Origin of the sequence: Paenisporosarcina quisquiliarum (assembly GCF_043641925.1) — a bacterium.
GTDB classification, from domain to species: domain Bacteria; phylum Bacillota; class Bacilli; order Bacillales_A; family Planococcaceae; genus Paenisporosarcina; species Paenisporosarcina quisquiliarum_A.
This window is the reverse complement of record NZ_JBHZRU010000003.1, coordinates 83,168-96,830: the sequence shown is the minus strand read 5'-3', so window position 1 is coordinate 96,830 and position 13,663 is coordinate 83,168. Positions and strand designations below refer to the sequence as shown.

The following is a 13,663-nucleotide window of genomic DNA, read 5'->3' as shown; positions in this document are numbered from 1 at the left end:
CTCACTTCAGCCAAGTATTTGCAAGCTCAATAATCAAGTCTTTCTCAGTTTCATCTTCCATTTTCTCTGCAATAGCATATTGAATCGCACGTTTAGGGTCCATATACTGCGCTAATTCAGTTGCATCCAGTAAACTACGAATGGAAGCTGCTTCCTCACTTAGTAAGCCATTTTTCGCTTGAATGAAAATATCTTCAGATAGATTCAACATTGATGTAATGAGTGTTAAAGAAGCTTCCGGAAACTCACGTTTAAAAAGATTTTTTAAAGGTTGGCCTGAAAGATACGGAATTAAAAAAGAAATAAAGCGATTTTTTAATGCTTCATTTAATGGTGAAGTTCCGATATATCCTTCATTAATTGCGGCTATAACGGTAAAATCCTCATGGGCAACAATCACTTCACCAGTAAACGGGTTAGTTAACATACGTCGATGGTCCAATACGCTATGTAAAATTGGCAATGTTTCAGGTTTGGCCATATTAATTTCATCAATATATAAAATATGCCCTTTTTTCATAGCCTTCACGACCGGTCCTTCAACAAATTCAATTTGCGTATTTCCATTTTGCTGAACTAACGTTTTATAGCCGATTAAAGCTTCTGCATCTAAATCTACAGAACAATTAATGCTATGCATAGGTTGATTAAATTCAAAAGAAATCGACTCAGCAATTTTTGTTTTGCCTGATCCTGAAGGTCCTTTTAGCAACACATTTTTATGTAGTGAAACAGACAGAAGGATATCTTCCCACAAGTATTTAAGTGGTGATACATATCCTCCATTACCGATCAACATTTGATCTAGTTCATCATGTATTCTTGATTTGCGTTGTTTTTGAACGTCAGTAAATAAATTAGACATAAATATTCCTCCATTAGAAAAACCGATGATGTCGTCATCGGTTATTCGAAATATTCTTTATAAAAACCGCCTATATTTCCGGTATTATCTATAACAAAAATGAATTCATCTGTTTCGTTTTTCACTTCGTAAGTTTTGCCAGCGGTTAAGACATTTGATACTAAATATTTTTTTGCATCTGTATGTACACACTTTACGGTTTTAATTGTTTTAGCATCTTTCCATGTGTTATGAAGCATAATATGACCTCTTTTCTAAATTCTCTTCTTAAGTATAAACAAGCTAAATCGGTTTATCAAATGAACATGAGTATTAACTCAAGCCTTTTTTTACTTTTCTTTGTTTGAACCAATAACGGAATAGGAGAAAACTAATCATCCCTACCATTAAAGCAATTAGCAGCACCTGAATATTTTCAATAATCATTGGGTACGCATATGGGAAGGTTCTACCTAATTGAAAGTAAATCATCATCCATAAAAAACTCGAAGGCAATGCGTAGGTTAAGAAGGTTTTATAAGAAACTTGATTTGCGCCAACTACATAAGGCATAGCCCATCTAATCCCCGGAAGAAAGAAGCTAAATCCAATTGCTAAATTTCCTCGCTTATCTAAAAACTCACTAAAACTATGAATTGGACGTTGCATACGTGTCCGATTTAAACGATTGATTAATCGTGGTCCAAAATACTTTCCAATTGAAAAAGCAAACAAAGTTGCAGTAATGAGTCCTAAATAAGCAGATATAAATGCAGTAATGACATTAAAGCCATTTAGTTCAGTTAAAACCCCTGTAAAAGATGCTGCCACTTCATTAGGGATAGGTAAACCAAAGAGTAGAAGCCAATTGAAGAGAAACATACTGAAATAGCCATATTTTTGAACGAGTTCTACTAATAATGAGAAATCCATGATCTTCAACTACTTTCTTATTCCTCTCTCCATTTTGACAAAAAAAAGACAACTTCGCAAATTCGAAGTTGTCTTTACATTTTTAAGATTCAAGTAATAAATCTTCTGGATTTTCAATTAATTCTTTTACTGTTTTCAAGAATCCAACCGAGTCTTTGCCATCAATTACACGATGGTCATAAGAAAGTGCTACATACATCATTGGACGAATTTGAACTTCATCACCAATTGCAACAGGACGTTTTTGGATTGTGTGCATACCAAGAATACCAACTTGTGTACCATTTAAGATAGGCGTTGACATTAGTGATCCAAACACTCCACCATTCGTAATTGTGAACGATCCACCAGTCATATCAGAAATTTGAAGTTTTTTATCGCGGGCTTTCTTTGCTAATTCCCCGATATTTGCTTCAATTTCAGCAAAGTTTTTGCGGTCTGTGTCACGTACGATTGGAACAACAAGTCCCTCTTCAGTAGATACAGCGATTCCGATATCATAGAACTGTTTCAACAATACTTCGTCTCCATCAAGCTCAGCATTTACATAAGGATATTTTTTCAAAGCAGATGTAACTGCTTTAGTGAAGAATGACATGAATCCTAAACGAACATCATGATCTTCAAAGAACTTATCTTTCTTACGTGAACGTAAAGCCATCACGTTCGTCATATCGATTTCATTAAAAGTAGTCAACATTGCAGTAGATTGTTTCACTTCTAATAAGCGATTTGCAATCGTTTGACGTCGGCGTGACATTTTCTCGCGCTTCACTCTGCCGTCATCTTCTTTTGCAGGAGCTTGAGCTTTTGGTGCAGCTGGTGCTGATGTTTGCTTTGGAGCATTTGAATGAGCTTCAACATCTTGAACACGAACACGACCCATTGGATCTACAGTTGAAACACTTTGAAGATCAATGCCTTTCTCGCGAGCTAGTTTACGAGCAGCGGGACTTGCAATCGTGCGATCAGTTGAAGAAGACTCTTCTTTAGTTTGAATAGGAGCAGCAGGTGCAGATTCTTTCTTAGGTGCTGCTTCTGCATCTTTCACAGGAGCATCAGCTTCAGCAGGATCTGCTTCCACCGGATTTTTAGTAGCTGTTCCACTACCAGTACCTTCACCAACTACGGCAATTACTTGCCCAACTTCTACTGTATCTCCTTCAGCTGCTAAAAGTTCTTGAACAACGCCAGCTTCTTCCGAGATTACTTCAACATTGACCTTATCTGTTTCTAACTCAACGATGAATTCCCCTTTTTCAACTGTATCACCTGGTTGTTTTAACCACTGAGCGATCGTTCCTTCTGTAATCGATTCTGCTAATTCTGGTACTTTAATCTCTGCCAATTTATTTCCTCCTCTAGTCGTTGGTACTTAACGAGTAACAGCCTCTTCTATAATGCGTAATTGTTCAATTTTATGTGTCTCGCCGTCACCTTCAGCAGGACTAGATCGTTTAACACGACCAATGTATCTAACTGCTTTATTTCCAGCAAGATCTCGTAGATAAGGATCTGCGAATGTCCAAGAACCCATATTTTGAGGTTCTTCTTGAACCCAAGCAATTTCCTTCGCATTAGGGAAACGTTCAATAATAGCTTGAATTTTTTCTGACGGGAATGGATACAATTGTTCCACACGAATCATATGAAGATGATCAAAATCTTTACCATCTTTTACTTTGTCCGCTAAATCGATTGCCATTTTACCGCTTGCTAGAAGAATTCTCTCTACTTTCTTCTCTTGTTTACCTAAACCTGGTTGTTCTAAGATCGTCTCAAACTGACCTGTAGTTAAATCATTCACGTCAGCTCCAACTAATGGATGACGCAGTAATGACTTCGGAGAAACGATAATTAATGGACGCATCGTTTCATCACCCAACATCTTCGCTTGTCTACGTAAAATATGGAAATAGTTTGCCGCACTTGATAGGTTGGCAACTGTCCAGTTATTTTCACCAGCCATTTGTAAATAACGTTCTAAGCGTGCACTTGAATGCTCTGGTCCTTGTCCTTCATATGCATGAGGAAGTAACATAACCAAACCAGATTTTTGTCCCCATTTAGCTCGGCTAGCCGAAATAAATTGGTCAAACATAACTTGTGCCATATTGGCGAAATCTCCATATTGAGCTTCCCAAATAACTAATGCTTTTTCATTTTCTAAATTATAGCCAAATTCAAATCCAAGTACGGCAGATTCAGTTAAAGGACTATTATAAACAACAAATGAAGCCTTCGAATCTGAAATATGATGAAGTGGAACTAATTCCGCTCCTGTTTTTTCATCATGTAAAACTAGATGTCTATGTGCAAATGTTCCACGTTGAGCATCTTGACCTGTCATACGAATAGGGTTTCCATCTTGTAGGATTGTTCCTAGGGCTAATGTTTCTGCATGGGCCCAATCAATTTTCCCTTTGCCTTTAAAAGGCTCTTCGCGACGTTTTAGGATTTTTTCTAGCTTTTTGAATGCTGAAAATTCATTTGGCCAAGATAATAGCTCTGCATTCATTTTCACTAACGTTTCTTCTTTAACGCCAGTCGGCACTTCTGGGTATCCATTTAAAACTACTTCAGGAATGACGATTTCTTGATGTTCCGCTTCAGGAACTTCTTTCACTCGGTCATAAGCATCTTGTAGTGTTTTTTGAATGTCTTTTTCAAGGTCTTTCACATCTTGATCAGCTAATACTTGATCAGACACTAATTGCTTCCCGTACAATTCTCGAACAGTAGGATGTTTATGAATTGCATGATACATGGTTGGGTTTGTAACTAAAGGTTCATCCATTTCATTGTGACCAAATCGACGGTAGCCGATTAAATCGATTAAAATGTCTTTCCCAAATTGTTCACGATATTCGAATGCTAAACGAGCAACTGCAATAACAGACTCAACATCGTCCGCATTAACATGAATAACTGGTACTTCAAAACCTTTTGCAGGATCTGACGAGTAATGAGTTGAACGTGAATCATAATACTCAGTTGTAAATCCAATCATATTGTTAGCAATAATATGGATTGACCCACCTGTTTGGAATCCACGCACTCTACTATAGTTTAACGTTTCTGTTACTACCCCTTGACCTGGGAAAGCAGCATCTCCGTGAATTAAAACAGCATATGCAGATTTCGGATTTTGAACAGGTACGCCAGTTTCTGCAGTTTCTTCTTGAGCAGCTCGTGTAAGACCAGTTACGATTGGACTCACTACTTCTAAGTGTGAAGGATTATAAGCTAATTTAACTTTTAAACCTGACTTCGCAGTATGGGTAGCACCCATATGATATTTAACATCACCAAACCAACCCTTTGTAATTTGCAAAGAGTTATCTTTCGGCAAAAATGAATCATTTGGGACATGCGCAAAATCAGCAAACATCATGTCATACGGTTTGTTTACAACATGTGTAAGTACATTAAGACGTCCACGGTGTGCCATCCCGATTAAAATTTCTTTCGTTTGTTGTTTTTCTGATTGACGCACTAACTCGTCTAATAACACAACTAATGTATCAAGACCTTCAATTGAGAAACGTTTAGCACCAACAAATGTGCGGTGAATAAATTTCTCGAAGCCTTCTATTTCAGATAAACGGTTAAGTAGGTCTTTACGTTCTTCAGATGATAATTTTAATTTCATTGATGATGATTCAATTTTTGATTGAATCCATTGTCGTTCTTGCGAATTAATAATGTGCGCAAACTCATACGCAATCTTATCTGTGTAGAAAGATTTTAGATGTTCAATTACTTCTAAACCATTTTTGAGGTTATTAGGATTTTTCATTAACAAAGAAGCTGGCATTTCTTTAAGATCTGCTTCAGTTAAGCCATATGAAGATGGATCCAATCTCGTAGAATCTTTCGGACGATCATTTAATGGATAAATGTCCGCTGCTAAATGACCATGCGCACGTATAGCATCAGCTAATTGAACGGCTGCAAGGACTTTTCCAAAATTGTTTTCATCAATATGTTTAGACGCAGAAAAATCGACAGCATTTTCAGTAATTGCTGACGGTGCACCATATTGTTTAAATAATTCAGCAAGATCTGCCTCTACTAACTCAGGAGATTCGAGGTACAAATCATACATTTCTAACATATAACCTAAATTCGGACCAGAAAGTTTAGCCCATGGTGACCCGTTCGGTGTCCCGTTTTTTAACATTTAGAAAACCCTCCAACTTTTGCCAAGCGGCATTTCCTATTTCTCTTTTATACAATCCATCTTATTTTATCACGTTACTCCTTCTTATCAAAGGATTGCTTCTTAACGCATAAGAAGAACATTTTTTCCATTTCAATCTTACTACTATCCATAGAAAATACAATGGGTTTTATTCAAATAAAGCAAACTTTTTCATAATGTCGAAATAAAGCGTTCAATTCACAAGATTTCAGTTCTTAGCTAGGGGGAAAATCACAGTGAAAGTTGTTCCCACTCCTTCTTCACTTTTAACTGTAACGTTACCTTGCACATTTTCGACAAGCATTTTTACAATACTTAAACCTAAACCGCTTCCCCCAGAATCTCTTGATCGAGCAGACTCAACGCGATAGAAACGATTAAAGATCTGTGGTAATTGTTCTTTCGACATTCCAATGCCTTCATCTTTTACACGAACCATCACTTCTTCTAAGTTTTTCTCATAAGAAATCGTAATTTTGGCTGGTTCCTTACTATAGCGAATGGCATTCGTTAAAATATTCCTCATAATTTGTTGATATGAATTTGGTGAAATTCGAACCTGCAACTCTTTTAATTCAAAATCGGCATGATGAATTTTTGCACTTGGAAAGAGTTGAACCAATTCACCAATTACTTCATCAGTTTCTAGTTTGATATTTATTGGCGGGTACTCCTTTAGTTGTTGACCACGCGCAAGCTCCAGCATTTCATCAATTAACTGTTTCATTTTTTTTGTTTCAGCTAAAGACGTTTGTAACGACTCATCTAATATTTTCGGATCTGATTTCCCCCACCGATTTAATAAAGCAAGATGACCTTCTACGACCTGTATAGGTGTTCGCAATTCGTGAGATGCATCAGCCATAAACTGCTGCTGCTGTTCAAAAGATACTTTGAGCTTATTCATCATAGATTCGTAAACGGAAATTAGTTCACCAATTTCATCCTTCTCCTTGTAAGAGAGTTGAACTTCGCGCTCAAAACCATATTGATTCACATTTACCATTGTTTCTTTGAGTTCTCTTAAAGGTTTTAGCAGATAATTAGCTAGTGTATAACCGATCAACCCGGAAAGGAGTAGAGCTCCAATACCAAACAAAATCATGGCAGTTAATATGTATGACATGGTTGATTTAAAGGCGTTAAGCGGATGAATAAGTTGTACATAACCATCAAAACGTCCTAACCGTAATTGACCAGTGGCAGATATAAATTCTGACTCATCGGTATTAATTTTATAGCCAGCCACAGGAACAATTGCGTGGTCAAATGGCGGAAAAGTCGACGTACTATTAATCCGAACAATTTCAATGCCATCCATATTTAATAAGCGTACCGTTTGATTTTTATCTATGATTGAATTCATTAGACCTTTGTTTGCTCGAATGTCTTGTATCGTTAATGAAAGACCTTGAGTCTCAAAGAATGTAGTCAGGTCTTGCATCGTTCTTTTTACTTCTTGTTCTTCTTGTTGATACAGCCACCCATGTAAAGCAAGAAAGAGAACCATGCTCATTAATGCAAAACTTAAAAATATCACACTAGCTGAACCAATTGTCCATTTTTTTTTTAATGAAAGGGACAAGACATACTGTTTATATTTATGAAGAATGTTCATTCTCTCATCACGTATCCGACCCCTCTGACCGTTTCAATATATTTAGCGGTTTGCGTAGGCAATTTCGAGCGCAAGTGTCGGATATATACATCGACGACATTGGTTTCTATATCAGCTAAATAACCCCATACATTTTCAAGAATTAAGTCACGGGAAAGCACACGATTTTTTTGCTCTACCAGGTATGCTAGCAAATCGTATTCTGTTTTTGTTAGTTCCACAGTTTGACTGTTTACGAAGACAACGTGAGCCACTGGATCAATCTCAATTTCTTTAAAAATCAACTTTTTTTCTTCCTTGGGCTCAATTGCAGTTCTTCTAAGAGCAGCACGTACTCTAGCTAATAATTCTTCTATGGCAAAGGGTTTGATAATATAATCATCAGCTCCAGCATCCAATCCTGCTACTCTATCTAAAACCGCATCTCTCGCTGTAATTAATAGAATAGGAACATTTGAAAAACTTCGAATTCGTCTGCAAACTTCAATTCCATTTAGCTCAGGCAACATGACATCCAATAAAATGACATCGAATTCCTCCGTTTTTGCAGAATCTAATCCAAGTCGACCATTACTATGATGGACAACGTCAAATCCCTCATGTTGCAACTCAAGATCAATAAATCGCGCGATGGATTGTTCATCTTCGACTAATAAAATACGTGGTTTCACCTTGTCACCCCCTAAGTGAATAGGAATATGAATAAAAAACCGCTCCGAAAATCGGCACGGTTTTATTATTGATATTCGTCAAAAATTAAGTATTGATTTTTCCCTAATCTCTTCACTTCGTATAGAGCAACATCTGCTTTTTCTAAAAGCTCATCAATTGTTGCACCGTGTTCGGGATAAAATGCGATTCCGATCGAAGAAGTTGGTGTGAAGGATGTGTTCTTTATTTTCCATCCTTCTTTTAATGATGTTTGTATACGATCAATAATAGAAGTTATTTGCAACTTTTGCTCGTTTGGATTTTTTGAAACGTTATTGATCAAAATAACAAATTCATCGCCGCCAATTCGCGCGACTAAGTCTTCAGTTCTCACGCTTGCTTGAAGAGCGATTCCGAAGTGACGAATGAATTCATCGCCAATATCATGACCGAATTCATCATTTACAGATTTGAAATCATCCCCATCTAAATATAAAACAGCAATTGACGATTCAAGTTGATTTGCTTTTTGGACTAAGTCAGGAAATTCTTTTAACAAAAAACTCCTGTTTGGAAGCTGCGTTAAATTATCATGGTAAGCCATAAAACGGAGTCTTTCTTCAAGCTTCTTCCGCTCAGATATCTCTCTAGACACAATGACATGTTGGAATACTTTTTCACGGTCAGCGTCTTGTACAGCAATAATGGATGTCTCTGTCCAAATCAGTTCGCCATTTGTTCTTTTTAATCGCATTTCAAAACGCATTTCTTCCCCAGAATTTAATCGTTCGAACAATTCTTCATTCCACAAATGCTGATCTTCTTCTGCAACCATTTCAGAATAGAATCTGCCTAACATTTGTTCATTTTCGAAATTAAGCAATTTATCATGTGATGGCGAAGTATAAAGGACCATCCCATCATCACTTGTTATCGCAATTAAGTCATTGGTATTTTCAGTAATCAACTTAAATGTTTTTTCAATGTTTCGAAGTTCTGTCATGACACTCTTTTTATCCGTAATATCAAATTGGAAAACAAGAATATTTTCTAATTCGTTATGTTCATTAAATAAGGGGATGACAGTTGTATCTCCCCAATATACTGAACCAAATTTCGTTTGATTTCTCATTTCACCACGCCATATTTTTTCAGAAAGCAAAGTATCCCATAGCGTATTTAAGAAATCTGACCCCTGGCGATTTGTATTTAAGGTTTGAAAGGGCTTTCCAATAATTTCATCTCGTTTGTATCCAGTTACGTCTACGAATAATTCATTCACATAGTCAATCTTACCAGTAGGATTAATCATAATGACCATTGCGGCCGTACTTATTGCTCGTTTATAGCTTTCAAGAATATGTCTGGTATTTCTTAAGCTTTCCTTTAATTCCAATTCATCCGAGACTTCTTGCAACAAAATATACATCGCGACTACTTGTCCATCTTTACGAATTGGTGAGTAACTTACCAAAAATGTACCTACGTCACCAGATGATTTCATTCTTTTAACTAATACAGAAGACTTTGCTTCACCTTTAAGATTAGATTCCACATGACTTTCAACAGAGTTTCTCTCATCACTTGGAATGAAAGGAAAATTCAAATAATGCTTACCACGCCAATCTTTTAGTGTGTAGCCGAAAACATCTTCAAATTTTGGATTCATATCAAAAATTTTGCCTTCATTCGTAACCACAATGGTTGGATCCACGGTCATTGATAATAAAGACTGCATAAAGGCATACTTTTCTTCTATTTCTTTTTCTACAGAGACTTCCTTTGTTATAGCTAAAATATATTGTTGGCCTTCAAACAAAATGGGCTTTACAGTAGTTTCATTGACTAATTGCACATCTGAGAATAAAAAGAAGTCTTGAAAAGTCGTTTCGGTCTGTTCGTCAATAGCTTTCAAATAATTTGATTGAATATCATTCAAATGTTCAGTAGATACCATTTCCTGCAATAAACGTTTTATGGGACATTCTTTGAAAATAAGTCGAGCACTTGGATTTACATAGATATAGCGAAAAGTTTGGTCATCTTGTTTTAAGAAAAAAACCAAATCCTTCGAGTTTCCATATAATAAATCGAATTGAGTTTTCGAGAAAAAAGGAACATTCATGGCATCACCCCCTCTGGTTGTTTAAATTTACGACCAGTTTTCTTTAACTTGATTTGAAGCGTATTCAGTCAATTTTTGATAGTCAGCTACTTCTTCTAGGTGATCTGTCTTTTCAATCCAATTAAAAACGTTGTTTCTATCATACTCTCCAATAAAGGTGCCAATTATTGTCGCATTACCGATTAATGTAACTTCATGTTGATCTTGCTTTTTGCCAATCACACATTTAACAAACCCACCAGGATTGTATACCGTTACATCGCCTTTAGGAAGTAAATCTATTTCTGTTGCCACTAACGCAGAAGCACTCATCGCCGTGCCGCAAGCATTCGTAAATCCAACTCCTCTTTCAAACGTTCGGACAAAAATACTTGTTTCATTAACAGGGTGGACATAGCTTACATTTACGCCATCAGAAAAATATGGATTTACGCTATTTAAATATGTTGCAAGTTGTTCTTGATGCTCTAAGTTTTCAATATACTGTATAGGAACAATTCCTATTAAATGAGGATTTGGTATTGAAACCGCCGTGAAATGTATATCATCTGCAAATTCAGGAACAATTTGATTGATCACTGTTTTTTGATTGTTATAGTTCATATGTAAAGTTGACAAATCAAATGACACAGGAGATATCTGTACTGAATAAGTAGGAATATCATTGAAAATAGCAGTTTCGTTTTGTACCAATAAATCTACTTTCATTGTTTCGATTATGGCGCGACTTTTTTGAGATTTTTCTAACACATACCTCGCCACACATCTTAAACCGTTTCCGCACATTGAGGCTTCAGAACCATCTGAATTAAATACACGCATTTTATAATCTGCATGTACTGATTTTGACACAACTAAGATTCCATCTGCACCCTTTTCGTTCGCCGGATCGCAAATAGTAACGGCTAAACTTGGCCAATCATATTGAGTATTCTCTAGCTCTTCATGCAAGTAAAAAGTGTTACCTGAACCGTGCACTTTTTGGAATGATAATTCCATAAAATCTCCTCCAATTACCCTATTACTATATGATAAATGTAAACGCAAGTGGTGACAACTAAACAACGAATTTTAAGCATTTATTTTGTAACAAAAATTACACAAATTTTACGTAATTTTTTCTTTGCATTTTGATAAAAAGTTAGTATAGTAATAAAGCAAACAATTTCATATAACGATTTATCGTCAAATAGATCGTTAGGGAAGGCAAATGGTGCGCCACCAGCAATACGTCTGGTCCTAGTGGGTTCGATTCCCACCCCGGAATTTTTTATGCAATACAAAATGAAAAATTTCGAGGGGCTAGGGCTTGATTTCTCTCTTGACCTGCCCCGTTACGGAGGCGTTCAACATGATTAAACGACGTGAATTACACGAATGTGGTCACTTATTCGAGTATTTATCGCACCCATCTGTCTTCCCTTACGTACGTCAAAAAGCAAATTCTGCTGAAGAATTTATGTTTATGACGAAACAATTGATGGAAGAAGAAGAACGAGGCGAGGTTATCTCGCGTACGATTACTGATGACTATGGTCAACCTATTGGTACGATCAATTTATACGACATTCAAGACCAAGCTGGTTTTCTTGGAACTTGGATTGGTCAGCCTTTTCAAGGGAAAGGGTTTAACCAAAAAGCAAAAAATCTATTCTTAGAAGAATTGTTTTATCAGCATAACATTAATACGGTATTTCTTAGAATTAATGCTAAAAATGAAAAGTCGATTCGTGCTGCTGAAAAATTAGCTTATACGATGAAAGCAAATGACACTCATCCCGTATTATTAGCGGAAATTAATTCAGGTGTTCCGCAATACGAGTTATACCAAATTCCAAAAGATTTGTTTTATCTTTCTACTGCAGCTGCAAGGTTTGCCGAAGAAGAAGAACAAGCCATGTAAATACAAACAAACCGCTAAGGCAAAATGCTTTAGCGGTTTTTCTTTTTAAGAGTTTAATTAATGGATATTTCAAAAAAGATGACGGGGTAAACCAAAAATCAGTACTTACCGAATTTTTGGAACCCCAATGGATTTTTAAATCCCCTTTAACAAATCTTTATCTTAAATAGAATACGAAGTAATAATTTTAACCATTTCTTCAGGTGTTTTTGGCATCTCTGCATCGTCCATCTTCGCTCTCAAATGAGGTGCTTCAGTTGCTAATTGCGAAATGGAAGCTAGTAAGGACTCAGTAGTAACATCTTCTTCTTCAAGAACTAATGCCCACCCGTTCTTTTTAAACAAATTCGCATTCAGTATTTGATCTCCCCTACTTTTTTGTTTTGAAAGTGGGATTAGTAACATGGGTTTATTTAATGCCATAAATTCAAAGATTGAATTAGATCCTGCTCGAGAAATAATTAAGTCAGAAGCATGCAGTAAATCAGGAAGTTCATCCGTAACATATTCAAACTGTTTATACCCTTTTGTACCTTCTAATGCATCATCTTTTTTCCCTTTACCACATAAGTGAATAACGTCATACGTCAGTAGTAGCTGCGGTAGATTATTTCGTATTGCGTCATTTATCACAGATGATCCTTGGCTTCCCCCCATAACTAAAATGACGGGTTTAAACCCTGTAAAATCACATTTTTGAAGTCCAGCTTGTTTATTCCCTTCAAATAACTGAGAACGAATGATGGATCCTGAACAACTAGATTTTTCTTTAGGTAAATGTTTTAATGTCTCAGGAAAAATGGAAAAGATATGATGCGCAAAAGGAATCGCAATTTTGTTCGCTAATCCAGGTGAAACGTCTGATTCATGAATAACCACTGGAATGTTAGCGATTTTTCCAGCGATGACAACTGGGACTGACACGAAACCACCTTTTGAAAAGATAACAGATGGTTTAACTTTCTTTAAAATGACCAATGATTGTAAAAGACCTTTTGCTACACGGATGGGATCTGTAAAATTCTTAATGGATGCGTATCTTCTTAATTTCCCACTTGAAATCGCATGGTATTGAATATGAGGAAATGCATCACGGATAATTTCATTTTCAATTCCTTCTTTTGAACCAATATAATGAATGTCATAATTCTCTTTTTCAAAGGTTGGTATGATGGCTTGATTAAGCGAAACATGACCAGCTGTTCCCCCACCAGTTAATACAATTGTTTTATTTTTCATTCATTTTCTCCTATCGATTTTAATTTACAAGAATCTCTATTGTTAATTTACATAAAACGTTTTATTCCTTTACATAATATACACTATTTCCGTGTGATACATATACGTTTTCAAGCAATGAAATAAAAGTGTAAAGATGCTCATCG

Annotated in this window: 11 protein-coding genes; 1 reads left to right on the top strand and 10 read right to left on the bottom strand. The window is 36.1% G+C overall.

Features of this window, described 5'->3' with window-relative positions; all coding sequences use genetic code 11:
* Position 1: 1 nt before the first annotated feature.
* The 9 genes from ACHUE4_RS03420 to dapF form a co-directional block, all read right to left on the bottom strand.
* The gene (locus ACHUE4_RS03420; RefSeq protein WP_394187941.1) at positions 2–865 is read right to left on the bottom strand and encodes an ATP-binding protein; all 864 of its coding nucleotides are present in this window, start codon (positions 863–865) and stop codon (positions 2–4) included.
* 41 nt (positions 866–906) lie between these two features.
* Entirely contained in the window at positions 907–1,104 is a 198-nt protein-coding gene (locus ACHUE4_RS03415) for a DUF6501 family protein (protein WP_394187939.1), read from the bottom strand.
* Positions 1,105–1,177: 73 nt separating this feature from the next.
* The gene (locus ACHUE4_RS03410) at positions 1,178–1,777 is read right to left on the bottom strand and encodes a DedA family protein (RefSeq protein WP_394187937.1); all 600 of its coding nucleotides are present in this window, start codon (positions 1,775–1,777) and stop codon (positions 1,178–1,180) included.
* Between the two features lie 82 nt (positions 1,778–1,859).
* Positions 1,860–3,125 carry a 2-oxoglutarate dehydrogenase complex dihydrolipoyllysine-residue succinyltransferase gene (gene odhB / locus ACHUE4_RS03405; RefSeq protein ID WP_394187935.1) on the bottom strand — a complete coding sequence of 422 codons (1,266 nt, stop codon included), beginning with the start codon at positions 3,123–3,125 and terminating at the stop codon, positions 1,860–1,862.
* Between the two features lie 27 nt (positions 3,126–3,152).
* Positions 3,153–5,960, bottom strand: a complete 2,808-nt coding sequence (locus ACHUE4_RS03400; RefSeq protein ID WP_394187933.1) for a 2-oxoglutarate dehydrogenase E1 component — start codon at positions 5,958–5,960, stop codon at positions 3,153–3,155.
* A gap of 229 nt (positions 5,961–6,189) precedes the next feature.
* Positions 6,190–7,599: a sensor histidine kinase gene (locus ACHUE4_RS03395; protein ID WP_394187932.1), complete on the bottom strand. Its 1,410-nt coding sequence runs from the start codon at positions 7,597–7,599 to the stop codon at positions 6,190–6,192.
* Complete coding sequence (locus tag ACHUE4_RS03390) at positions 7,596–8,270, bottom strand: response regulator transcription factor (RefSeq protein ID WP_394187931.1); 675 nt, start codon at positions 8,268–8,270, stop codon at positions 7,596–7,598. Before ACHUE4_RS03390 ends, ACHUE4_RS03395 begins: the two co-directional genes overlap by 4 nt.
* Before the next feature lie 65 nt (positions 8,271–8,335).
* The gene (locus ACHUE4_RS03385) at positions 8,336–10,375 is read right to left on the bottom strand and encodes a PAS domain S-box protein (RefSeq protein ID WP_394187930.1); all 2,040 of its coding nucleotides are present in this window, start codon (positions 10,373–10,375) and stop codon (positions 8,336–8,338) included.
* Positions 10,376–10,402: 27 nt separating this feature from the next.
* The gene (gene dapF, locus ACHUE4_RS03380) at positions 10,403–11,374 is read right to left on the bottom strand and encodes a diaminopimelate epimerase (RefSeq protein ID WP_394187929.1); all 972 of its coding nucleotides are present in this window, start codon (positions 11,372–11,374) and stop codon (positions 10,403–10,405) included.
* Between the two features lie 352 nt (positions 11,375–11,726).
* Between dapF and ACHUE4_RS03375 the strand changes: the two genes are divergently transcribed.
* Positions 11,727–12,278: a GNAT family N-acetyltransferase gene (locus tag ACHUE4_RS03375; protein WP_394187928.1), complete on the top strand. Its 552-nt coding sequence runs from the start codon at positions 11,727–11,729 to the stop codon at positions 12,276–12,278.
* Between the two features lie 162 nt (positions 12,279–12,440).
* Here the strand turns inward: ACHUE4_RS03375 and ACHUE4_RS03370 are convergent, their stop codons facing one another.
* On the bottom strand, positions 12,441–13,517 hold the full coding sequence (locus tag ACHUE4_RS03370; protein ID WP_394187927.1) for an undecaprenyldiphospho-muramoylpentapeptide beta-N-acetylglucosaminyltransferase: 1,077 nt from the start codon (positions 13,515–13,517) through the stop codon (positions 12,441–12,443).
* Positions 13,518–13,663 lie beyond the last annotated feature (146 nt).